The organism is Halalkalibacillus halophilus DSM 18494, assembly GCF_000423105.1.
In the GTDB taxonomy this organism is placed as follows: Bacteria; Bacillota; Bacilli; order Bacillales; family Alkalibacillaceae; genus Halalkalibacillus; species Halalkalibacillus halophilus.
The window spans coordinates 294,041-319,253 of sequence record NZ_KE383978.1; the positions used below are offsets into that span (position 1 = coordinate 294,041).

Annotated in this window: 20 protein-coding genes; 16 read left to right on the plus strand and 4 right to left on the minus strand. The window is 40.5% G+C overall.

Going from position 1 to position 25,213, the window contains the following annotated elements; translation table 11 throughout:
• Positions 1-230 precede the first annotated feature (230 nt).
• The 11 genes from G532_RS0113245 (at position 231) to G532_RS0113295 (ending at position 13,679) form a co-directional block, all read left to right on the plus strand.
• Positions 231-2,591 (plus strand): glycoside hydrolase family 65 protein, encoded by a 2,361-nt coding sequence (locus tag G532_RS0113245; protein WP_027965229.1) that lies wholly within the window; start codon positions 231-233, stop codon positions 2,589-2,591.
• Between the two features lie 24 nt (positions 2,592-2,615).
• Positions 2,616-3,863, plus strand: coding sequence for a sugar ABC transporter substrate-binding protein (locus tag G532_RS0113250; protein ID WP_211220365.1), 1,248 nt, complete (start codon positions 2,616-2,618; stop codon positions 3,861-3,863).
• Between the two features lie 429 nt (positions 3,864-4,292).
• Positions 4,293-5,168, plus strand: a complete 876-nt coding sequence (locus G532_RS0113255; protein ID WP_027965231.1) for a carbohydrate ABC transporter permease — start codon at positions 4,293-4,295, stop codon at positions 5,166-5,168.
• Entirely contained in the window at positions 5,169-6,005 is an 837-nt protein-coding gene (locus G532_RS0113260; protein WP_027965232.1) for a carbohydrate ABC transporter permease, read from the plus strand.
• 18 nt (positions 6,006-6,023) lie between these two features.
• Positions 6,024-6,719, plus strand: a complete 696-nt coding sequence (locus tag G532_RS0113265; RefSeq protein ID WP_027965233.1) for a DUF624 domain-containing protein — start codon at positions 6,024-6,026, stop codon at positions 6,717-6,719.
• A gap of 4 nt (positions 6,720-6,723) precedes the next feature.
• The gene (locus G532_RS0113270) at positions 6,724-7,749 is read left to right on the plus strand and encodes a LacI family DNA-binding transcriptional regulator (protein WP_027965234.1); all 1,026 of its coding nucleotides are present in this window, start codon (positions 6,724-6,726) and stop codon (positions 7,747-7,749) included.
• 17 nt (positions 7,750-7,766) lie between these two features.
• Positions 7,767-8,435 carry a beta-phosphoglucomutase gene (gene pgmB, locus G532_RS0113275; protein ID WP_035513046.1) on the plus strand — a complete coding sequence of 223 codons (669 nt, stop codon included), beginning with the start codon at positions 7,767-7,769 and terminating at the stop codon, positions 8,433-8,435.
• Positions 8,436-8,493: 58 nt separating this feature from the next.
• A complete protein-coding gene (locus G532_RS0113280; protein WP_027965236.1) occupies positions 8,494-10,746 on the plus strand; it encodes a glycoside hydrolase family 65 protein in 2,253 nt (750 codons plus the stop codon).
• A 15-nt stretch (positions 10,747-10,761) separates the two neighbouring features.
• The gene (locus G532_RS0113285; protein ID WP_027965237.1) at positions 10,762-12,060 is read left to right on the plus strand and encodes a sulfatase family protein; all 1,299 of its coding nucleotides are present in this window, start codon (positions 10,762-10,764) and stop codon (positions 12,058-12,060) included.
• Between the two features lie 51 nt (positions 12,061-12,111).
• Positions 12,112-13,002: a formylglycine-generating enzyme family protein gene (locus G532_RS0113290; RefSeq protein ID WP_027965238.1), complete on the plus strand. Its 891-nt coding sequence runs from the start codon at positions 12,112-12,114 to the stop codon at positions 13,000-13,002.
• Positions 13,003-13,454: 452 nt separating this feature from the next.
• Positions 13,455-13,679: a PQQ-binding-like beta-propeller repeat protein gene (locus G532_RS0113295; RefSeq protein WP_027965239.1), complete on the plus strand. Its 225-nt coding sequence runs from the start codon at positions 13,455-13,457 to the stop codon at positions 13,677-13,679.
• Between the two features lie 203 nt (positions 13,680-13,882).
• Here the strand turns inward: G532_RS0113295 and G532_RS0113300 are convergent, their stop codons facing one another.
• Positions 13,883-14,086 (minus strand): putative motility protein, encoded by a 204-nt coding sequence (locus tag G532_RS0113300; protein ID WP_084500794.1) that lies wholly within the window; start codon positions 14,084-14,086, stop codon positions 13,883-13,885.
• A gap of 188 nt (positions 14,087-14,274) precedes the next feature.
• Here G532_RS0113300 and G532_RS0113305 point away from each other — a divergent pair, with 188 nt between their 5' ends.
• From G532_RS0113305 to G532_RS0113320, 4 genes are all read left to right on the plus strand, one after another.
• A complete protein-coding gene (locus G532_RS0113305) occupies positions 14,275-14,736 on the plus strand; it encodes a competence protein ComK (protein ID WP_027965241.1) in 462 nt (153 codons plus the stop codon).
• A 167-nt stretch (positions 14,737-14,903) separates the two neighbouring features.
• Complete coding sequence (locus G532_RS0113310) at positions 14,904-15,749, plus strand: TetR/AcrR family transcriptional regulator (protein WP_027965242.1); 846 nt, start codon at positions 14,904-14,906, stop codon at positions 15,747-15,749.
• Complete coding sequence (locus tag G532_RS0113315; RefSeq protein WP_027965243.1) at positions 15,746-16,624, plus strand: efflux RND transporter periplasmic adaptor subunit; 879 nt, start codon at positions 15,746-15,748, stop codon at positions 16,622-16,624. Before G532_RS0113310 ends, G532_RS0113315 begins: the two co-directional genes overlap by 4 nt.
• A gap of 3 nt (positions 16,625-16,627) precedes the next feature.
• Positions 16,628-19,702, plus strand: coding sequence for an efflux RND transporter permease subunit (locus G532_RS0113320; RefSeq protein WP_027965244.1), 3,075 nt, complete (start codon positions 16,628-16,630; stop codon positions 19,700-19,702).
• 68 nt (positions 19,703-19,770) lie between these two features.
• Here the strand turns inward: G532_RS0113320 and G532_RS15380 are convergent, their stop codons facing one another.
• Positions 19,771-21,081 (minus strand): CapA family protein, encoded by a 1,311-nt coding sequence (locus G532_RS15380; protein ID WP_051189184.1) that lies wholly within the window; start codon positions 21,079-21,081, stop codon positions 19,771-19,773.
• Positions 21,065-21,925: a M15 family metallopeptidase gene (locus G532_RS0113330; protein ID WP_027965245.1), complete on the minus strand. Its 861-nt coding sequence runs from the start codon at positions 21,923-21,925 to the stop codon at positions 21,065-21,067. Before G532_RS0113330 ends, G532_RS15380 begins: the two co-directional genes overlap by 17 nt.
• A gap of 380 nt (positions 21,926-22,305) precedes the next feature.
• Here G532_RS0113330 and G532_RS0113340 point away from each other — a divergent pair, with 380 nt between their 5' ends.
• Complete coding sequence (locus G532_RS0113340) at positions 22,306-23,304, plus strand: nuclease-related domain-containing protein (RefSeq protein ID WP_027965246.1); 999 nt, start codon at positions 22,306-22,308, stop codon at positions 23,302-23,304.
• A gap of 180 nt (positions 23,305-23,484) precedes the next feature.
• Here the strand turns inward: G532_RS0113340 and G532_RS0113345 are convergent, their stop codons facing one another.
• Complete coding sequence (locus G532_RS0113345; protein ID WP_027965247.1) at positions 23,485-25,149, minus strand: beta-L-arabinofuranosidase domain-containing protein; 1,665 nt, start codon at positions 25,147-25,149, stop codon at positions 23,485-23,487.
• Positions 25,150-25,213: the final 64 nt, after the last annotated feature.

Sequence of the window (25,213 nt, forward strand, 5' to 3'; positions counted from 1 at the left end):
AGTAGCCTGAATTTTTTTTCGTCTGACTTTCCATTAAAACGTAAAATATATAAGATGTACCATAAATAAAAATTCATCTAACAGGTTGACTTTTCTTCATAAAGAAAATATAATTTTCATACAATAACATTAATTATTATATTTTTTTGAGAGTTTACTAAAACGTTTTCGTAAATTTTTTTGCAATATAAAGTAAGCGTTTTCAAGGCGTTACATATGAGGAGAATTAGATGATTCGGTATGACCGCGGACAAGATGAGTATAAAGATTGGATTGTATCTGAAAGCGATTTCAATCCGAGCCATTTAAGAAAGCTTGAAGCTGTCATGGCTTTGGGAAATGGTTACATGGGACTTCGTTCTTCTTTAGAAGAAGCATATCCACACGCGAAACGTAATTTATTCGTAAATGGAACCTTCAATCAGGCAGATCCGACTGAAGTGACAGAGCTTCCGAATCTAGCTGACGTAACACAAATAGACTTCCTAGTTGATGGGACACGATTTCATTTAGAGATTGGGGAGATAGAGCATCATACGAGGGATTTAAATGTAAATACAGCAGAGCTTTCTAGAGATTTGGTATGGAAATCACCGGAAGGCAAACGGCTGCACATTCAAACGAGAAGAATTGTATCGTTGGCTCAAAAGCATTTAATTGCAAACGAGATAAAAATAAAAGCTTTGGACCAACCGGTAGCTCTTAAGATAATTAGCTCTATTGATGGTCAGACCACTAACTCAGGAGCGCAGCATTTCCTCAACGGGACTCCGCGTGTATACGGTGACTATTTGCTGGAGTATCAACAAACCACTCGTCAATCGGAAGTGGAGGTTGTTCTAGCGAGTGAACACCGTATAAACCAATCAATAACAGTGGATAAACTGATGGAACGTCGGAAGGTCGGGTTTGGCTATAATTTAAATTTAGAATCAGGCGAATCCGTTACGATGGAAAAATTCACTGCGGTGTATACAAGTAGAGATCGAGAATTCTTAGACCAACACGCACAACCACTAGATATTTCATCTCATGCCCATGGGCTTTTAAAAGAATTAACGAACCAGTCCTACGAAGAAGTTTATCTAGCTCATAAGGAAGCATGGAAAAACTCAGTTTGGAATCGTTACAATCTTCATATTGATAGCGAGGATAACTTTGACCAACTAGCGACCAGATTTTCCATGTATCATATGTCGATTATGACCCCTGCCCATGATGATCGAATGGGAATTGGGGCAAAAGGATTATCCGGTGAAGGTTATAAAGGGCATTCATTTTGGGATACAGAAATTTTCGTCTTACCATTCTTTACGTATTCGAACCCGAGTATCGCAAAATCACTTCTTACGTATCGTTACCATGGTTTAGAAAGTGCTAGAAAGAAAGCGAAGGAAAATGGGTATGAAGGGGCGATGTACCCTTGGGAAATGGCTTTTCCAGACGAAGGGGAAGTAACTCCTTTATACGGTGATATCGATATCGTTACAGGTGAAAGAAGTAAGATTTGGACGGGATTGATTGAACAACATATTACAGCTGATATCGCTTTTGCGGTAGATCAATATGTAAGAATCACTGGTGATCAAACGTTCTTAAATGATTACGGATATGAAATGATTTTCGAATGTGCCAACTTCTGGGCTAGTCGACTAGAGTGGAATGCGCAAGAAACGCGTTACGAAATTACCAATGTGATCGGTCCAGATGAATATAAAGAACATATCAATAACAACGCATATACCAATTACCTAGCGTACTTCACCTTAAAGCTTGCGAAACAAAGTTATGAGTATCTTTCATCACAGAACGAAAACGTTTTCGAACACTTGAAACAGAATATTAATCTTGCACAAAGCTATCAAATGTGGCAAGAGAAAGCTTCTCAATTATATTTACCAGAACCAAAAAGAGAGCAATTGGTCATCCCACAAGATGATACTTATCTGGACTTACCAGAAATTGATTTAACGAAATACCGCAATCAACCGCAACCAAGAACGATTTATAAAGATTACAATCAGCAGCAAATTAATGGGATTCAAGTGACCAAGCAAGCAGATGTGCTCGTGTTGATCTATTTATTGGAACAAACTTCTTTAAAAGATGACTTAGAATTTACAGAAAAGCTGAAACGAGCAAACTTTGACTACTACGAACCACGTACATTACATGATTCATCACTAAGCTTATCTACACACGCTATTCTAGCTAGTGATTTGAATAACTTAGAACTTGCTTATAAAATGTTCCAAAAAGCTTCTAGAACAGACCTAGGTGAGAATATGCAGTCTTCTCAGGAAGGCATTCACGCCGCCTCGATTGCAGGAATTTGGAATATTGCGGTGTTTGGTTTCGGAGGCGTTCGCTTAACTGCGGAAGGGTTGTCGATTCAACCGAAATTACCGAAACAGTGGTCAGCCTTATCCTTTAATATCGATTGGAAAGGTGAACAATTAAGAGTCAACGTGCAAGATTCAGAGGTTACCATTTCAAAAGATTCATCGAATGAATTGGAACTGCTGATTAACAACCAGTCTGTTAGGCTCGAGGACACGATTACCGTTCCTTTGGCTTTACAAAATATTTAATACATTTAGGGGAGGAATTATATTATGAAGTTTAATAAACTTTTTGGTTTATTATTGGTTAGTATGCTACTTGTGTTAGCGGCTTGTGGCGGGGATGACAGCGAGGAAGGTAGCGACGACGCTGTCAATGAAGACGGTGAAGTAGAACAAATTTCGATTTTCCAAAGTAAAGTAGAGATCACAGAATCGCTAGAAGATTTAGCAGAAATTTATGAAGAAGAAACAGGAATTGAAGTGGAAATCATCGGTACAACAGGTGATGACTATTTGTCACAGTTACAAGTTCGATTAAACAGTAACCAAGGTCCATCTATTTTAACTGTTCAAAACGAGCAAGTGGCTCAGCAATTAGAGTCCTATGTATATGATTTAAGTGACGAAGCAATTACAGAAAACTTAGCTCCAGATATGGGCTTAGAGCACGATGGTAAGATTGTTGGCCTTCCATATGGAATTGAAGGATTCGGCCTAGTTTATAACCAAGATTTAGTAGATCCATCAGAAATTACGGACTATGATTCTTTCGTAAGTAAATTACAAGAGTTTGAAGAAGAAGGAATTAGCGGCTTAACTCTTTCTCAAGAAGCGTATTTCTTGATTGGACACATTAGTAACTATCCTTTCTCTTTACAAGATGATTACCAAGAATTTATTGATCAGTTAAATGCAGGCGAAGTGTCTATGGCTGAAACGGAAGAATTCCAAGATTGGGCTCAGTTTATGGAAGCAATTCGTGAGCATACAGTGAATCCAATGGACGTGAATTATGACCGTCAAGTTGGGGACTTCGTAAACGGAGAAACTGCAATGATTCACCAAGGTAACTGGGTTTCTGGTATGTTAGAAGATTATGAGTTAGATTTCGAAGTAGGCTTAATGCCATTCCCATTACAAGGAAATGACCAGCAAATCGTTGGCGTTGGAGGTAACTGGGGAGTAAATAATCAAAAAGACCAAGCGGAAATTGATGCAGCTATTGATTTCTTAGAGTGGATGCATGATAGTGAAGAAGGGCAAGAAGCGATTGTACAGGACATGGGACACGTTCCAGGTTTCACACATATCGATGCGGATGACTTAGACCCATTAGCAACAGAAGTATTAGAAGCTTCTAATAGTGGCGAAACGATTCCTTGGGCGCATAACTATTACCCAGCAGACATTGTTCCAAACAATATGACACCAGTAGCTGAAGAGTTCTTCCTAGACGATAGCATGTCTGGAGAAGCATTCCTAGAAAGCTTAGATCAAGCTTGGCAAGACGCGCAATAAACGAACGATAGAAATTGAATAACAGGGTCGCCCCATGTGGTGTCCCTGTTATATTTTACTAAACACTTATATAAGGTGCTGTTAAGGATTATTGTTATAGAGTGACGAGATCAATTTGAGTGCGTAATTGGCTGAAGGGATGAATTTTAAGTGTGCGCGCGTTCGGATGCCGGCATAAAGGAGCCCTTTTCGGGTGAAAAAGATTGGATGCCGGCATGCAGAAGGCCGATTCGGGTGAGAAAAAGTTTATGCCGGCAAGCGAAGCATGTTTGCCGGCATACGCGCACAAATGCCGGCAAAAGCACACGATTTAAAATCCAACCTTCTCACTTCCGCATCTAAACCAGGAAGATAAACATAACAATGAAGTTTAACAGCACCATATATGAACAGTGAAGTACTACTGCAACAGAGAAAAGAGGGATTTCATTGAATAAACATCATAATAAATTTTGGTATCTGCTATTTACTTTGCCATTAATTATCATCTTTGCGACGGTGGTATTGATTCCTTTCTTTATCGGGTTATTTTATTCCTTTTTTGAATGGGATGGATTCTCAAACAATCCGATGGTCTATGTAGGAATCGACAATTATATCGCGTTATTAGATGATGGTAGGTTTGGTCAGTCCGCATGGTTAACGCTTAAGTTTACGATTATGAGTTTGATTTTAGTGAACGTTTTAGGATTAGGATTTGCCTTATTAGTTACCTCGGCATTAAAATCAACTAATTTTGCTCGGACGATGTTTTTCATGCCGAACTTAATTGGTGGGTTAATTTTAGGGTATATTTGGCAGTTTATTTTCTCCGACGCGTTTAGAATTATTGGGGATCTTACCGGGAACGAACGGATATTCTTTAACTGGTTAAATGATACTGATTTTGCGATGTATGCATTAGTTATCGTATTCTCTTGGCAGATGGCTGGTTATATGATGATTATTTATATTGCTGGTATTCAAAGTATTCCTGGAGAAGTGATGGAATCAGCACAGATCGATGGGGCGAACTATTGGCAGCGTTTTAAAAATATTGTATTTCCACTGCTCATGCCAGCACTGACGATTAGTTTATTCTTAACTCTGTCCTTTGGTTTTAAAATATATGATACGAACCTCTCGCTGACAGGCGGGGGACCAGCGTTATCAACAGAACTTTTAGCGATGCAAATTTATAATGAAATATTCGGTTACAACAATTACGGGTATGGTCAGGCAAAAGCAATTGTCTTTTTCATTGTGATTGCGACGATTACGCTGACACAAGTTTATGTCACGAAGAAAAGAGAGGTGGAGATGTAAATGAGTTTCTTCAAAAGATATTTGAAAGAATTTATGCTCGCATTTGGCTCTCTCTTATTCTTATCACCGATCTACATTATGTTTGTAAACTCATTTAAAGACCGTTCCCAACTGTATGAAAATGTTCTTGCCTTACCTGAGACTTTAACGTTTGAACATTATATTCGGGCAATGGATCGAATGAATTTCGGCTTAGCATTTTTTAACTCGATGGTTATTACGGTAATCTCCGTGTTCTTTATCGTTATTTTATCTTCGATGACAGCATGGATGTTAGTCCGGAAAGATAATGTGTGGAGTAGAATCATATTCATGACGTTAATAGCGACCATGCTTATTCCGTTCCAAACGATTATGATGCCACTCTTACAATTGATGGACCAAATCATGCAAACGACAGGAATCCCGATGTTAAATACTCGCGGTGGCCTGATATTTATGCATATTGGATTTAATGCCAGTTTAGCTGTGTTCTTGTATCATGGGTTTATCAAGTCCATTCCGATTTCTTTAGAGGAATCAGCAGAAATTGATGGTGCTAATAAATTGACGGTCTTTTGGAAAATTATCTTCCCAATTTTAAAGCCAATTACTGTAACCGTGATTATTTTAAATGTTATTCAGATTTGGAATGACTACCTGTTACCATCGCTCGTACTAACAGACAAGGATTTACGAACGATTCCACTTGCGACGTTCTACTTCTTTGGTGAATTTACGATTCAGTGGAACCAAGCGATGGCAGGGCTCGTGTTAACAATTATTCCAGTCGTCATCTTTTATGTCTTTGCGCAAAAGCACATCATTAGAGGAATCGGCGAAGGGGCAGTTAAGTAAGAAAGATGAGGTGGCAACATGAATAGAAACGGACTATCTGGTTGGATCGTTTCTTTATCAAAATGGATCGCTAAACTAACAACAACGAATATCATGTGGTTCTTAATCAACCTTCCGACATGGTTTGTATTCTATTCATGGGTTACCAGTGAACAGAAGTTAGCACTGATTCACTTTATTTTATTTATACTCGTGATGACATTCTTATTCTTTCCATCTACTCGAGCGATGTTTATGTCGTTACGCTATTGGATTATGGAACAGGATGACAAGGATCAACGAACGCACTACCTAAGAACGTTGATCAAAAACTACCGGAAATTTTTAAAGACAAACGTACTATTTTCAGTCATCTGGCTTATCTGGATCATTGATCTTTATATTGTATATGGAATATCGGATAGCTTATTTGCGGCATTTGTTGTGATCGGAGTTTTATTATATGGCGCACAGATGATCTATTTCTGTCTAGAGTCCCATTTTGAAATGTCGACGATGGAGAAGTTAAAATATGCTGCGTTAGGTGTCGTGGGGAGTCCATTTCTAACCGCCTATATCATTGTAATTTCAGCAATGGTGACATATATTACGGTGGTTCACTTCCTAGCATTATTACCATTTGTATCCGGGGTTATTATCGCCTTTCTATCTTTACTTATGTTCCATCATTGGGCGGATCGGTTGAAAGTAAAAGCAATTAAAAAGAGGAAGTGAAGTTATGGTATCGATTAAAGATGTCGCAAAAGAAGCTGGCGTTTCTGTAAGCGTCGTTTCGAAAGCTCTGAATAATTACCCTGATGTCGGGGAGAAGACGCGCATGCATATACTCGAAGTTGCCGAGCATATGAATTATGCGCCCAATCGAATTGCGAAAAACTTATCTTCTAAGAAAAACTCGGCAATTAGTTTAATCTCCTCCGGCTTCGAGGCGAATGACCAAAAGGATAATAACTCTTTTGAATTATTCAAAGGCATCTATTATGGCAGCCAGCAATTGAATGTTGATTTTTCCATTTACTTCACGGATTCTTTTAAACAACGAGAACAAAGCTACGTCCAGTTTTGCCGAGAACGTAATATTGGTGGCGCGATTCTTCAAGGGATTCGGTTGGACGACCCATTTTTTAAAGAAATGGTTGATACGAACGTACCTTGCGTATTAGTTGATGTCCTAGTAGAGGAGCCGATTGATTATGTCGGCAGTGTCTCCATTTGTAACCGAGAGGCAACCGCAGAAATGACCGATTATTTGATCGAACGAGGCCACACAGATTTGGCAATCATGGCTGGGACAAAAGAAGCTTATGTCAACGAAGAACGACTAAAAGGTGTATATGATTCTACGGAAAAACTAGGACTAAAAATAAAAGGAGATTATATCCTTCACGCTGATTTTAACGACGAAAAAGCATACCAACTAGCACTTGATTTTTTGAAGGAACACCGACCAAGTGCTGTGATTTGTTTTAGTGATCTAATGGCTTACGGGGTGATTCGAGCGGCTCAAGAGTTAGGGGTTCGGGTTCCAGAAGACTTATCTGTAACAGGGTTCGATAATTCGATGATCAGTGGACTAACCTCCCCAACCATTACCACGATCTCGCAAGATTTCTTCGAGATGGGCAAAGCCTCTGCTTATTTATTGCACCAATTGATGAATGAAAGCGAGGAAGCAAAAGAAACGTTTCTAACCTATGAATTACTAGAACGACAAAGCGTAAAAGACTTAACGAAATCTCCATAAGGAAAGGAAATTACATCATGCCACGACTAGAACTAGTTATTTTTGATTTAGATGGAGTTATTACAGATACTGCTGAACTACATTTTCAAGCTTGGAAAAGGTTAGCAGAAAGCCTTGGAGTTGAAATTGACCACGCGTTTAATGAACAGCTTAAAGGCATTGGCCGCATGCAGTCTTTAGAAAAGATTTTAGAGCTCGGCGGAATGGAAAAGGAATATACAGAAGAAGAAAAAGTTGCTTTGGCAGCTGATAAAAATGTTCATTACCGAGCATTACTGGAAAGCTTGTCACCAAATGATATTTTAACAGGGATTTTGCCATTATTAGATCGTGTGAAAGAAAATCAAATTCCAATTGCATTAGGTTCAGCCAGTAAGAATGCCACCTATGTGCTTGATGAGTTACGTTTGACAGACCGATTTGATTATATTGTAGACGCGAATCAAGTGAAGCATGGCAAACCAGATCCTGAGACGTTTACGACAGCTGCAGACTATTTTAAGGTTCCATATGAGCACTGCTTAGGAATCGAGGATGCCCCAGCAGGTGTGGAAGCTGTGAACGCAGCAGGAATGTTTTCTGTCGGAGTAGGTAGTAAAGAAGATCTTTCACATGCCAATTACCGAGTTGATCATACCGGCGAACTCGATTTTGAGAAGATTATTCAAGCATATGAAAATAAATAGAGAAGATATAAAACGATAATAAGATCGTGTCAAATCAAAGGTTATGGGAGGGCTGTACATGACGTGGACGTTAACAAACACATCATTAGATCAACAACAGCTATTAGTAAATGAAAGCTTGATGTTTCTTGGAAATGGCTACTTAGGGGTACGTGGCAATTTTGAAGAAGGGTATAGCTCAGATTATAAAACGATTCATGGTGCTTACATTAATGCATTGCATGAAAATGTGGCCATTCAATACGGGGAGAAATTATACGGCTTTCCTGACGACCAACAAAAATTGGTAAACGTCATTGACGCCCAAGGAATAGAGATACATATAGACGGGGAACGTTTTCAGTTATTTGAAGGAGATATCATTTCTTTTGATCGTAATTTATATATGGATCAAGGGTACTCCGAACGAATTGTCCATTGGAGGTCGCCGAAAGGGAAAGAAGTGAGACTCACTTTCAGGCGGCTCGTTTCGTTTGTGATCAAGGAACTTTTCGCTATTCATGTGAAAATAGAACCCATTTCACCCATTCAAACGATCCAAGTTACTTCCACAGTAAATGGGGATGTAACCAATTATACAGAAGAAGGCGACCCACGTATTGCTTCCGGGCATGCGAAGCTGATTCATGGAAATACGGCTTGGAAAGAAGAAGGCTACACAAAAGTAAAGGCACATGCAAAGCGGTCGGAGCTTGAAGTTGCCTGTGTAACAGCCTATGACGTCAATCTTCCAGATGTCGATGCTTCTCATGAAGCGATTGATCACCGAATCGTAGATACCTTTACAGTAGATGGAGAGCGTGTATTTGAATTAACGAAATATAATGTCTATACAGATACATTGCGACACGAGGATCAGCTGTTTGAACGAGGCGTGTCGATTCAACAAAACATCTCGACATTTGAAGATATGTTAACGCAACAACGAACGTATTTAGATGAATTTTGGAAAGTGACAGATGTTGAAATTGACGGCGATGCATCCTTACAAGAAGGGATCCGTTTTAACCTTTACCATCTGCTTCAATCGGTTGGAAAAGATGCAGTTAGTAATATTGCTGCGAAAGGTTTATCTGGCGAAGGGTATGAAGGGCATTACTTTTGGGATACAGAAATTTATATCTTCCCAGTCTTTTTGATGACTAATCCTGAAATCGCTAAAAAACTTTTAATGCACCGTTTCTCAACCCTTGATGATGCTCGAGAGCGGGCGAAAGAAATGGGACATCGAAAAGGGGCGTTATTCCCTTGGCGAACGATTACCGGGCCAGAAAGCTCTGCCTTTTTCCCGGCTGGTACTGCACAATATCACATTAGTGCAGATATTGCCTATAGCTTTATCCAGTATTATTTAGTAACTGGGGATGAGCAATTTAAGCAGATCTATTTAGCGGAAGTGCTATTTGAAACGGCTAGATTATGGGCTGCTACTGGGTTTATGAAAGACGGCAAATTCCTGATTAATAACGTGACGGGCCCCGATGAGTATACATGTATTATAAACAATAATTATTACACAAACTCGATGGCCAAATATAACTTAGAGTGGGCATGTAAAATTTACGGGCAACTGGAGACAGACGAAGTGTCAAGCCGATTGGACGTAACAGAAGAAGAAGTCGATACTTGGAAAGAAGCGGCTGACCATATGTATTTACCATATGATGAAGAGAAAGGGATCCATGCGCAAGATGATTCTTTCTTAAATAAAGAAGTGTGGGATTTAGAGAATACACCTAAAGATCACTTTCCTTTGCTATTGAATTACCATCCGTTGACACTTTATCGTTACCAAGTCAGTAAGCAAGCGGACACGGTCTTATCGCACTTTTTAATCGAACAATACGCAGATAACGACATCATACGTCGTTCGTATGATTATTATGAAAAGGTGACGACCCATGATTCTTCGCTTTCTTATTGTGTATTTAGTATCATGGCTGCGAAGCTTGGAAAAGAAGAGAAGGCGTATAATTATTTTAATGAAACAGCAAGATTAGACATTGATAATTTGCACAAGAATACAAAAGATGGCCTGCATATGGCGAACATGGGTGGTACGTGGCTTGCGATGGTCTATGGCTTTGCAGGATTACGAATCAAAGAAACGGGGCTGCACTTTACGCCGACAAAAGTGGAAAAGTGGAAGCACCTGACGTTCCCAATACGTTTCCACGACCGCTTATTAAAGTTGCATTTAGCTGACACAACGATGACGTACGAGCTTGTGGAAGGCGACGCGCTGACTATTTACCATCATGGAGAAGCAGTTTCATTAGAAGCAGGCCAAGAAGTTAAAAAAGATATATAAAGAGGGGTGCACGTGATGTCGAAACCGAATATTGTAATGATGATCTCGCATGACTCAGGTCGATATCTAGGGACTTATGGAAGAAATGTTCAGACACCAGAGATTGACGACCTTGCATCTTCTGGGATCCAATTTGAAAATTACTTCTGCTCCCAACCACAATGCAGTCCAAGTCGCGCCAGTATTTTAACTGGAAAATACGGTCATAATAACGGCATGACTGGGCTAGCACATATGGGCCATTCCCTTCACGGGGACATAAACACACTACCTTCGAAACTGAAAGAAGCAGGGTATCAAACTGGTTTGATCGGGTTATATCATGAATCGATCGAAGGGGAATTTTCACCAGAACGATTAGGATATGAGTATTACGAACAAGTGGAAGGTAACTGGGCGGACGGTGTTGCCGGTTCCTTCGATACGTTTTTAGCTGAAAGAGAAAATGAACGCCCTTTCTATCTTTCACTTGGATTTGAAGAAACGCACCGGCCATTTGATCAATACGAACCTGTCGATCTAGATGAAGTTGTTGTGCCAGACTACCTTCCAGACACAAAAGAAGTAAGAAGGGATTTTGCGGAATTTTACCGATCAGCGATGGATATGGATGATGCTGTTGGTAAGATTAAGAAGTCGCTTATGAAGCACGGCTTTGATGACAATACTATTGTGATTTTTACAACTGATCATGGCATTGCTTTTCCACGCGCAAAAGGAACACTCTACGATTCCGGCTTAGAAACAGCTTTTATCATGAAATTCCCAAGTGGGATGTACGACCAAGGATTTAAATCGGAAGCCTTATTATGTAACGTCGACCTCATGCCGACGCTTTTAGATGTGGTGAATGCCAACACACCAGTTGATTTAGATGGAAAAAGCTTTCTTCCATTAATCGAAGGAAAAACGGAAGAAGGAAGAGATCACTTCTTTGCCGAAATGAGTTGGCATGATAAATACCACCCTATGCGGGGAATACGAACGAAACAATATAAATATATTCGTAACTTTGAACACGGCCCGAAAGTGTATATGCCGTATGATCTTCATATAAGCCTGACGGGAGAAGCGGTACGGGAAGCTTTCTACAAGCCAAATGTTTCAGAAGAATTATATGATTTATATCGTGATCCACATGAACTGGTTAATATAATCGATAACCCGGAATTTTCCGATATAAAATTAGATTTGCGTAATAAAGTGAAACAGTGGATGGAAGAATCAGATGATCCACTTCTGAAAGGCCGAGTACCAGGTTATGAAGCCGAGGAATGGAAACAGATAACGGACGGTTTCGAATCAAATAAGTAACAAGGCGGGGGTGTATACTACATCCCTGTTTTAGTACATAGGAGAATAAAAATGAAAGAAAAATCATGCTGCGCTCCGAGTAGAGGGGTAAAATTAAATATTCCCACTCAAGTGAAACAGATTGAAGGAAACTCTATTATTCCTTCCGTCTCCATTAACGGGGGAGAATTTTTAATGGGTTCGGATGCACCTGATATCAATCCTCATGACGGAGAGGCTCCTGTTAGAACAGTTGCAGTAGATTCATTTGAGATCGATCAAACGGTGGTCACCAACGAATCTTTCAAGAAATTTGTAGAAGCAACTGGCTATGTAACAGACGCAGAACAATTCGGCTGGTCCTTTGTGTTCCACCTTCTCATAAACGATGCGAATAAATACGCCGCAAAAGAACGTGTGCAACAAACTCCCTGGTGGATTGTTGTAGAAGGTGCTGATTGGAAACACCCAGAAGGACCAGCGTCTGACGTAAAAGATAGACCCGATCATCCAGTCGTGCATGTTTCTTGGAATGATGCGATTGCTTATTGTAACTGGTCGGGTCAGCGATTACCAACAGAAGCGGAGTGGGAATATGCCGCAAGAGGTGGCCTGGAGCAGAAGCGCTACCCATGGGGCGATGAATTTTTGTTAGAAGGAAGATACATGTGTAATATTTGGCAAGGAAAGTTTCCAACCGAAAACACGATGGAAGACGGTTACTTTTCCACAAGCCCAGTCGGAGCATTTCCTGAGAACGGCTATGGCCTAGATCAAATGGTCGGAAACGTTTGGGAGTGGAGTGCTGACTCATTTAAGGAAGATAATGCAGAAGTCAAAACCATGCGAGGCGGATCTTATTTATGCCATGACTCCTACTGCAACCGCTATCGAGTCGCCGCACGCACAGGCAATACAAAAGACAGCTCAGCCGGAAATATCGGCTTTCGCTGCGTGAAGTGATCGGAACGTCTTTGGCTGGATAACGATGATAAGGCGGATAAGTTGCTGCAAAGTCTGATAAGTCGCTGGTAAGTCTGATAAAAAGGAATTAAGTCTGATAAGTCGCTGGTATGTCTGATAAAAAGGAATTAAGTCTGATAAGTCGCTGGTATGTCTGATAAAAAGGTTAAGTTGGATAAGTTCACGCTAAGTTGGATAAAGAGAAATTAAGTTGGATAAGTTCATGCCAAGTTGGATAAAGAGGAATTAAGTTGGATAAGTTCATGCTAAGTTGATAAAAAGAAATTTAATTGAATATGTTTCACGAAGTTGGATAAAATTTTCGCTAGTAAAACTTTGATGAATTTCAGCAGCTATTGAGCAAGTTTTATAACAAGTGACTAACTATCATTCATAACATCCCGTCACATTGGTCATACTACGACTATATTGTGGAAAAGGAGGTTATTCGAGTGAAAATGCAGTGGTTGAAGTTATTTTTAGTAATTAGTTTAAGTTTCGGTTTACTTATTGGTTGTGCAACAGACGACACACCAGAAGAAGATCCTGGATTAGAAGAACCGAATGAGGATGATCCAGCTATGGAACAAGATGAAGAAAATGATGATCAGAATCAATCAGAAGATGATCCAATGCAAGACGAGCTAGACGAAGAGGAAAATGAAGAAGGAATGTAATATTCGATATAGAAAAGATCCCAAGCAAGATTGCTTAGGATCTTTTCTAATATCAATTTGTATTTTAGCCGTCGCAAACATATATCAGCGCTCATTCGGAAATATCAGCCCTCACCCGAATATATCAGCCCTCGCAAAAACACTTCAACCCTAACCACAACAACAGAAAACGGCAACAGCTCGAAAGCTATTACCGTTCTCGATTAGGCTTTGAGATCGATGGATTGGCCGCGGGATGGGTCAGTCGCACTGACGCCTGTCGTGTCCAATAATTTCTCGAATGCTTCTCCTTGTTGCTCCATCTGATCTTTCATTTTTCCTGCTAGCCCTACACCAAACTGCTGTTTCGCAGAGACTTGGTGCATGGCGATTGAAGCTGCAGCTACATCCATGATAACACCTCGCATTCCTTACTAATCATATCGACAGTTACCAAAAAGTATTAAATTTTTATAGGGAAAATTGTAAAATATAAATAAAGTTATAAGAAGTATTTGTCATTTATTAGAATATGTTGTAAAATAAATTAGAGGAAAGGACTATTTCATTTTGACTATAAATTTCTATAATCAAAATGATAAAAGGAGAAAATATAATGAAAACTTTAGAAAACTATATAATAAATGAGGATACTTTAATTATTGAACCGTGTTATGAAAATAATGTTCATCAAAGTAAAATTACCGAGCGTGATCAGGTTATTTACAGTGAACAAAAGCCGATTGATATTGTGAATTACTCTTGCCTAATGAGAGGATTTACAACGATGGATGGTAGAAGGAAAGCAATGAAGTTTGTTACGAATAAACAAAGAAAATTACCTATTCCAATTGATCAGAAGGATATCGTTTTTATTCCTACAAAAGCAGAGAAGGATTATGATTGTGCTTGGCTCTCTTTTAAATATATTGATAAGGTAGTATCAACTTCTTTCGATGAGACGGTTACGGTAGTTATTTTTACAAACGGTCATAAAGTAAAGCTTCAAGTGTCTCTTCTAACAATGCAAAGACAAATACATTTCGCAGGCTACATATACGCGTTATTAAATAAATAGAAATTCTCAAAATGAAATAGTCCTGGAGTCGGCAATCGCCGGCTCTTTTCCTTTTTATGAACATCTTGTGAACATAGGTCAAAAGCATTGTAATCGTTTAAATCTTTCCGTAAAATAAAATGTGACTGACTGGTCATTCTAGTTAGCGGAAGAGAAGGTGACAAAACGTGCAAGAAAAGAAAAAGTTAATTATCCAAGCGAGTATTGAGTTGTTTGCAGAACGAGGTTTTCATGTAACGTCTGTGCAACAAATTGTAGATCGATCAAATGTAGCAAAAGGGTCTTTTTATAATTATTTTTCATCCAAAGACGAATTGATTCGTTCCATCTATGATTATTATTACGCTGAAATCGAATCGAAAATGTTGGAAGCAGCAGGCAAGTCGGATTCTGCGCATGATTCTTTAGAGAAACAATTGGACGTTTTTCTGAAATTTATTTTAGAAAACAAACCATTGATTAAAATGTTAATGAATGAACAGGTGCCATTAAGTAAAGACATGGAATCCTTCTTAGTGGAAATGAAACAACAAAATTATGAGTGGGTTCGCTCCAATTTACAGGCAATGTATGGGCAAGCAATTGAACCGTATTTGTTAGATATGGCTGTTATGTTTGACGGGATGCTTCATAGTTATTCTAACTGGATCATTGCCGATGAAGATTCAATCAATATCGAGTATTTACCGAAATTTTTAGTCGGAAGGATCGAGCTCTTAGCTCAAAACATGATAACAAAAGAATTGGAACCGACTATTAAGCATGTACCAGAATTTTTACAAGAAGAAGAGTTGTTACTTGGAAGGATGCGCCAAAAGACGCTTAGTAACATTACACGAGATCAGGAAAAAACGTTAGAAACGATTCGGATTTTAGAAATAGAACTGCAAAAAGAGGAGCCACAAGCAATTATTATTAGCTCGTTGCTGCAGTCTTTGAATATACATTATGAGTTAAAAAAAGATTTAGAAACCTTACAAAAAAAGCTTGAAGCGAAGGGATGGGCACTATGAAAAAGTGGATGATCATATTATTAATCGCAGCAATGACACTACTTGCGGCTTGCAATGATGACGGAGAATCAGAAGACGAAGAAACACAAGAAACGGAAGCTCCTGTTGAAGTTACAGAGTTAGAGGTTCGTGACTTCACAACCGAGAAATCTTTCCGAGCACGTACAATGCCAAGTGATGAGATGCCGGTAATCGCAGAAGCTCCAGGTGAAGTAGATTTACTAAATGTAGAACAAGGGGACCGCGTGGAAGAAGGCGATGTATTAGCTGAAATTTCTTCTCCACAAGCTGGGACTTATGAGCTTGAAGCGGATATGAACGGCATGATTCAACAGTTAAATATGAACGAAGGCCGCGCAATTACAAATGAAGAACCAGCGGCGATTATTGTAAGTGATGATCCACTGGAAGTTAGTTTTTCTGTAAGTGCAACGGACCGTGAGAAAATGAGTGTCGACGACGAGGTTCTTGTCACGATCTCTCAATTAGATACAGAAACAGAAGCGATCATTACCTATGTGGCAGGGTCAGCTGGGGAGAATGGCTTGTTCGATATCGAAGCAGAAATCGAACAACAAGATGAAACAATTCCTGTTGGCGTTACTGCTCAAGTTTATTTAGAAGAAGTAGTGGAGGCGGATGCGTTTATCGTGCCAACAGAAGCCATTGTTGAGCGTGGTACAGAGCGAGCAATCTTCACTGTTGTAGAGGGAGAAGCAGTTCGCGTTGAAATTGAAGTCGTTTCCATGCAGTCTGAAGAAAGTGCAATCACTTTCGCAGGAGACGAGGAACTGTCTGAAGGAGATCCAATCGTGATTCGCGGGCAATTAACAATGTCTGATGGTCAACCGGTTCGAGTTATGGAGGAGGAGTAATATATGCGTATAGTAAACACATCCATCAAACGTCCGGTTGGCGTAGTGATGATTGTCCTTGCTATTTTAGCAATGGGCTTCATTTCCTTTCGTAGTTTATCGGTCGATTTGTATCCAGATATAGATTTACCAATTGCAGTTGTTGCTACGAATTATGACGGAGCAGCACCGCAAGAAGTGGAAGAACTCGTTTCACGGCCGATCGAACAGTCGGTCAGTACCATTGAAGGTGTAGAAATGGTTCAAACGCAGTCCCAGCCAGGAAGCTCATTAGTTATTATGATGTTCTCCACCGGGACGAATTTAGATAATGCCTTATTAAATGTGCGAGAGTCGATTGACCAAGTGTCTGCGGCCCTTCCAAGCGGGGCACAGAGTCCTAGTGTTTTACGTTTTGACCCACAGCAACTACCAGTGATGTGGGTAGGTTTAACAGGCGATAACCAGTCTGATCTACAAAATTTAGCTGAGGAAGAAATCGTTCCAATGTTTGAACGTCAAGCAGGGGTTGGTTCGATTCAGATTGAAGGTGGCACCTCAGAAGAAGTGACGGTTGAGCTTGATCAAGATCGACTCAATCAATACGGACTCACCTCGCAACAACTGATGCAGGGGATTAGTAGTGCCAATCAGTCCAGTTCGGTTGGTGTGATCGAACGAGGGACGCAGGAATTACAGCTTCGTGTCCCGGGGGAATATGAATCAATCGAAGAGATCCGCTCGACATTGATTCAAACACCAACCGATGAATTCATTCGTTTAGAAGACGTTGCGACCGTTGAACGTGAAACAGTGGATTCTAACAACTTAGCACTCGTAAATGGCCAAGAAGCGGTCGTCATGAGTGTGTTAAAACAAACCGACGCGAATACCGTTGCGGTTGCAGATGAAATATTCGGAGCAATGGATGATGTGCGCGGAGATTTACCAGAAGCGGTTGAAATTCAAACCGTATTCGATACGTCAGAATTCATTCGAATGTCGATTGACTCAGTCGTTCAAAATATCTTAATTGGTGGAGCGTTTGCCGTACTTGTACTTCTTTTATTTCTAAAAAGTATTCGTGCGACATTGGTTATCGGATTATCGATTCCAATCGCTGTCATTACTGCGTTTACCTTAATGTACTTTACTGGAGAAACGGTCAACTTGCTGACCATGGGTGGACTCGCGCTCGGAATCGGGATGATGGTCGACTCCTCAATTGTCATACTGGAGCACATCGTCACCTACAGGGAGCGGGGATATTCGATTAAAGAAGCGGCCCGGCGAGGTGCGTCAGAGATTGCACCAGCCGTCATTGCCTCTACGACAACAACCTTGGTAGTTTTCTTACCAATCGTGTTCGTAGATGGCATTGCATCAGAAATTTTCACGCCGCTCGCCTTAACGGTTATGTTTGCTTTAATCGCATCCTTACTTGCCTCGGTCACCTTAGTACCGATGCTTTCATCCAAATTACTGACGAAAGCAGTGCAAGACAAGGGCCGTCGCTATTGGTTTGATCGCTTCTTAAACAAAGTAATCTCTGGATATCATGTAGTGTTACGTCGCGTGCTTAAATTTAGAAAAACGACGATTCTCGGAGTACTCGCGATCATTGTCGGAAGTTTATTCTTAGTGCCACAGCTTGGTGCAGCATTTATACCAGAAGCGGACCAAGGACAAATTGAAATAACACTAGAAACACCATCCGGAACGAATTTGGATGCTACTTCAAATATTGCAGAACAAATTAATGAAGCAATTGAAGAAGATGACGATATTGTCGAATCAAATTATGTTTCTGTCGGCGGTGGAGGTGGCTTCGATTTCGGAGGCACAGCGAACACCGGGAACTTTATGATCCAACTCGTTCCAAGTAGTGAACGAGAGCGAACAACAGAACAAGTAATGGAAGATTGGGATGAACGCGTCCAAGACATTGCTGGGGCAGAAATCGTGGTCCGCGCAATGGGTGCAAATATTAGTGCAGGCGACCCAATCCAGATCGAGATAACAGGTTCAGACAATGATTCGTTAAATGAAATTGCAGAACAATTTAGAGATATCATCGAAAACGTAGACGGTGTCTATAACCCAAGCACCTCTGCAGAAGATGGACGTCCAGAGATGGAAATTGTCGTCGATCGAGATGTCGCTAGTGAGTACGGTTTAACGTATGAAACCATCATGGGACAACTGCAAATGCAGCTAGTCGGTCAAGTCGCTACTCAATTTAGATCAAGTGGTGAGGAATTGGATGTCCGCATTCAACTTCCAGAAGACGAACGTTCCACAATCGAAGATATTGAAAACTTGAAAATCATGTCTCAACAAGGAGACACAGTTGCCTTAACGGATGTTGCTGAACTAGTTCAAGTCGAAGGACCAGTAACGTTAACGCGTCAAAATCAACAGCGAACCGTTACAGTAACGAGTGAAATTGTCGGGCGTGATCTAGGTAGTGTAAGTGGAGACATTGAATCTGCACTCGCGTCAGTCGATATGCCAGACGGTTACGAATGGTCGATGGGTGGCGAAGCAGAGGACATGGCAGAAGCATTTGAAGACTTAGCAATCGCGTTATTATTCTCGATTTTCCTAGTCTATGCTGTCATGGCCGTGCAGTTTGAAAACTTCCTGCACCCATTTGTTATCATGTTCAGCTTACCAGCTACGATCGTCGGAGTAATCTTAGGTCTATTCGTGACTGGCTTGCCATTTAGTATCCCAGCCTTTATCGGGATTATCATGCTCGCCGGGATCGTGGTCAACAATGCTATTGTGCTCGTTGACTACATTAACATCCTTCGCAGAAAAGGCGCAGAACGATTTGAAGCGATCATGGAAGCAGGAGCAACACGTCTTCGCCCAATTTTAATGACATCCTTAACAACGATGCTCGGAATGATCCCATTATCCATGGGACTAGGCGAAGGTGGAGAAGCACAACAACCATTAGCAGTCGTAATCATCTTCGGACTACTCGTATCGATGATCTTTACCCTGTTACTCATTCCAGTTGTCTACACCCTGTTTGATGACTTAAGCTACAAATTTATTAATCGAAAAAAGAAACGAAAAGCAAAAGCATAAATAGATAAAAAAACGTCCTGGTGCAATTTAGTTTGCGCCAGGACGTCTTTATATGGAAAATTTTAATGTTATTCATCCATTCGTGAGCGTGTCTCTTGATACGATTCTTCCAGTCTTTCTTGAATATCTTCTGGTAAATCATCATCTTCTAGGTGATCCTCAATAGGAAGCACCCGGTAGCGATAGCGATTTTCTCCATCTTCTTGGAATCTATAAACCCACGTAGGAACATACTCAACTTCTTCAATGGAAGTATCTCCGGTTTCTTCATCTTTCACAACATCCAGATTGACGATGACGCCATCTTCCGTTGGTTGATATTCATCACCGAGCGTCTCTACACGCTGGTTCGAAACAAAGTTACCCATAGAGTACGCTACAAATGTTTCCTGTTCGTCCCCCTCAATAAAATCCGATCGCTGGATGACATGCGGATGGCTTCCTAAAATAACATCCACACCTTCTTGAGCCATCATTTCAGCAACTCGAGTTTGAAGTTCTTTCGGTTCGCGTTCATACTCCGTTCCCCAGTGCATATAAGCAAGAATTAAATCAGGTTCATATTCTTTCGCTTCTTCAATATCGGATAAAATTTGTTGCTCATCAATCAGGTTAAGCATCGTATTTAGCTCTTCATTACTGTACTGCGTTTCCACCTGATTCACCATTTCGGTATAAGACAAGATAGCAATATCAATTCCCTCTACATTTTTAATCGCAACACGTGTGCTCGGTTCAGAAGGATACGTGCCAATTGGTTCTAATCCTTTCTCCTGAATCACTTCATGCGTTCGGATCAATCCATCTCTACCAGTATCCAAACTATGATTATTAGAAGTAATTAATGTATCAAAACCAGCATAATCAAGCGCGTCGACAATCTCATCAGGAGAATTGAAAAATGGATACCCAACATAGTCGATCGAAGGACCTGCAAGTGTTGTTTCCAAATTAGCAATCGCTAAATCGGCATCTTGCATATAAGGTCTTATATCTTCAAAGAAAGGCTGGAAATCATACGAGTCTGATTCCGAATCATAGGCACTTTCAAGTTGCGTATCGTGAACCATGATATCTCCAACCGCGGTAATCCGTACACTTTCATCTTCCTCTTCAGAAGGTTCCTCATTTGATTCCGGTGACTCTTCTTCCTCTGAATCCTTATTGTCTTCCGGTTCTTCCTCAGAAGCATCCTCCTCATCTGGATCATCAGAAGGTTCCTCTGACTCGGATGGAGCAGGATCAGTCGTCTCGTTTTCCTCATTTAAATAATCCGTTTGAACAAAGAACAATATAGCAATTACCGCTAAGAGCGAGGCAATGATGATTAAAGGGATCTTAAGTTGATTTGACTTTCTTCTTCTATTCCGCGACCTCAATATCAATGCCCTCCTCGATTAAAAATTCTTCGTACGTTAACCCACTTTCGTAGACGAGGGTGGCAATCTCCTCTCCTAAATAACGTAGATGCCAAGGCTCATAATTATACCCGGTAATATCTTGATCACCCTCCGTATAACGGATGATGTACCCAAATTCATGTGCATTCTCTCGTACCCAAGTTCCTTCTTCCGTTTCACCAAAGTCCGCAGTAAGCTGATAATTCACACTCTCACTCGTCACATCCATCGCAAGCCCCGTTTGATGCTCACTATGACCAGGCTGCGCACTATATTGCATCGCATGTTCCTCTCCGTTAGCTTCTACAGAGTTAGTAAATAACTGTTCCTGCGTATGATAAGAACGATAACCCGACCTCGCATAAAGGATAATCCCTGACTCTTCCGCATCAGCAAACATTTCCGTTAGAGCATCATTCGCTTCTTCCCGTAACTGATTAATTTCAGGATTTTCAAGCACATTCGGAACATCAATTGTCACAAGATCCTCAGGCACATAATCCTCATCTAAACTGTACTGCTTATTTACAAGCGCCGTAATGCTAGACTGATCTAGCAAATCCTCTTCATAACTTAATACCGGCTCGTCTTGGTCTTCCTCCTCCGTCGAAGCTTCCTCATTTTCATCAGTAGAATCGTTCTCCTCCGATTCCTCCTCTTCCTCACGATCCGACTCCGTTTCGTCACTCTCATTTTCCTCGGAATCCTCATTCTCCTCTTGAGCAGGTTCCTCACTTGCAGGCTCCTCCGAATCATTACAAGCAACGAAAAGAATCAAGGAAATCAACATGATTCCAATTAATATGTACTTACTCCTCAACATAATTATGTACCCCTTTAGCTAATTTTGGTATGTATTGAAAATGCTCACATCGGGCTTTTACAACATATTTCAACATTACCCCTACTATATCAAATTCGTATGGTTTGATAAATAAGAATATAGTTCTGAGTGTGGTATTTTAAGTCAGACAACTATCGACACTTCATTGGTTCAATAGTAAACTATCTCTAGAAGGAGGCTCGCGACATGGATAATCAAAAAAAGCTCCGCCTCGGATGTGCAATCTATCTTGGATTTGGCATACTGATCACAATCTTATACTTCGCATTCGGCAGTGGCGATCTATTTCGCAGTTACTTCGAATGGTCAGACATATTCGACCTCTTCTAAAAAATCCACTGAAAGAAGGCATACCTCACATGACTTCCATCCCCCAACCGCTGCTCCAATACGCAGCACTCGAACGCAATCTCCAATGTACACACCCGCTATACGAAACAGTCACCAACCATTTATCAATGTACCGGGCTGGCTACTTTGGAGAAAAATCGCTTGATTATTATTTGAGTTTCGACGATTTTCCGTATGAAAAAGTGGATAGCTGTCGACTTTACAATGGCCAACATCATTTTCAAATGGATAAACTACTAATCTTTCCCCAGTTCATTCTACTAATTGAAATTAAAAACTACACCGATCAGATTACATTTGACCACGAATTTGGCACATTAATTCAAACCAAATCAGATGGAACGGAAAAACCCTACCAAGATCCACTCGCCCAAATTCAAAACCAAGAATATAATCTCCAAAACTGGCTGGAACGTCGTATTCCAAATGTGCCCCCAATCGAAAAACTCATCGTGTTCGTTAACAAAAACGTGAACCTTAAACGAAGCGCAGCGTTGCGTTTGGACCCACGAATTATTACAGGCTATCTCTTTCCAAGTCATTTACGTAAACTCCATTCAAAATACTCGGAACGTCCATCTATAATCGATCCTGAATATGTTTCTAATTTGCTAAAAAAGGAAAACCAGCCATTAAACATTCGTGCTCTTGATAGATTATCTATTTCTGAAAGCGAGCTATTTAAGGGGGTTAAATGCTTCATTTGTTTGAAAAACCTAATGAACTACTCAAAAGGAGTGTGGCGCTGCACAAACTGTTCCGGAAAAGGAAGAGAAAATCACATTGAGGCATTGAAAGATTATTTTTTATTAGTGGATAATACGATTACGAATGCTCAGGCTAGAAACTGGTTAGGGATTGATAGTTTTCATTCCGCTCGAAGAATACTGAATTCAGCAAATCTAACTAGAGAAGGAAACAGCTCGAGTACGAAATATCGTTCGAATTGGAACATTCAAGAGGACTACAAATACTTATTGGATAGAAGAAAACTAGATAATCAGTAGAAGATTCTCAATAATGAGTAGAACATTTCGAATAATGAGTAGAACGTCACTCATAATGAGTAAAACATTTTCAAAAACGAGTAGAACAAATCACATAATGAGTAGAACATCGAAACGAACACCCCACCAAAAACACAAAAAAGAAGAAACTAGCGCGCTAGTTTCTCCCACTTAACAAAATCATTCAGTCAAAATCCGGTAATACCCGATCAGGCTTGAGATATTGTGTTGAGTATAGTCGTTTCGTAGATCGTTGCCTTTCAATTTACTGTAAAAAGCGCCAGTAGCGAGTGCTTTATTCGGGAAGTACATCGCTTGTTCGGGACGCACCTGGCTTTGTAGTTGAAAGCGTATAGATCGGTCTAAAGAGTCTAGTACACGTTCAGCAACTTTGTCCTCATCAACCGCCCGCGCTAGATAATACACCTTGATGAGACCTTCTGCGCGGCAGGCATTCGGGACCGACTTTGGAACGTCAGAGTTTTCCGGTTTATATCCACCACGGTAGGGGGCGTACTCCTCATCTTCGCCGTACTGTGCTTGCATAATCCCTTCAGCCATCAGCATCGCGTAATCGGCATACTTTTGCTCAGGGCGGTGTTGATATAAATCATGCAACCCATATAAGAACCAGTGATCATGCAAAATATTTTCAGCAGTTGCACCTTTATTTTGGACATGAATCAAATATTCCGCTGTTTTCTCAGCGACATCTAACCACTGCTCGTCTCCGTCAATAGCATATAGCCTGGTCAGCCCTAACATTGCCTCGCCGATATAATAAAACGATCGAAACTCACTTACCTCACCAGTGCTATAGATCATCTTATGAACTTCGAAATCGCCATTCTCACTTTGAATTTCCTTAATATAAGTGGCCATCCCTTGCATGGTATCGAGGTAGGTTTCATCCCCTGTAATGTCAGTATATTTAGCTAAAGCAACGAGTGCCAGGCCATTACCGCCAAGCTTCAACACATCATCATGAATCAAGACGTTAACAGCATTTCCATTCAAGTGACTCTCTTCCATATGGTCCATCAAATACTCAATCGCACGTTTACAAGAAGCCATTAACGCTTCGTCCGGCTCTAATTCATACGTCTCGAGCATCGAATAAACCGTTCCAGCATGCCTTAAAATATTATACTTCCCTTCTTCTAAATCCTCAGAAGGTAAATAAGAATAAATAAACTCGCCATCGCCTTTAACCACGTGTTGAAAATAATTATTTTTCGCCATCTGAATCGATTCCAACACATCACCGGCAACAACTTCCTTGCGATATTTCTGACCGCGACTTAACGGGTAACTTTTCACCCCGTCTGCATAAAACGCACGAGTAGTAAATTTATATAAATCCTTCCACGAATCTTCCGCGAAATCACTCGTACTACCCAATTTATGACGCAGAGCAAGCGAAACTCGGTCCCACACCAAGGCCCGCTTGTTAACTAAGTTATAACTAGCAACTTCTTGCGGGGTAAATGCAACACTAAATTCACCATCAAACGCCAATCCGGCGACACCTTTGTTCAACCTGATTTCCTCTACATCTTGCTCCTTTTTCACTTGTTCAACGACTTCAAGCTTCAAGTGCTCCACTTTAAAATCATTCGGCAACCCACGCAACAACACCGCAGTGGCCTCCGATACAGCATCACCTATACTCATCTCTCTAGCCTGACTTATATACGGGTAACCCGCCGAATCACTCGCTGTTAAAAATACAATGGAATGCCCATCTATTTCAGAAAAATTAAATGCCTTCCAATTAATCCGTTTTACTTTCTTCCACTTCTCTTGCTTAATCGCTTGCCACAGTTCGTCCATTTGCTTCGTCATGTTATCATCCTTTATGAAAAATCATCCTAAAGGGAAATTACCCTAAAAAGAATTCTTCTAACCT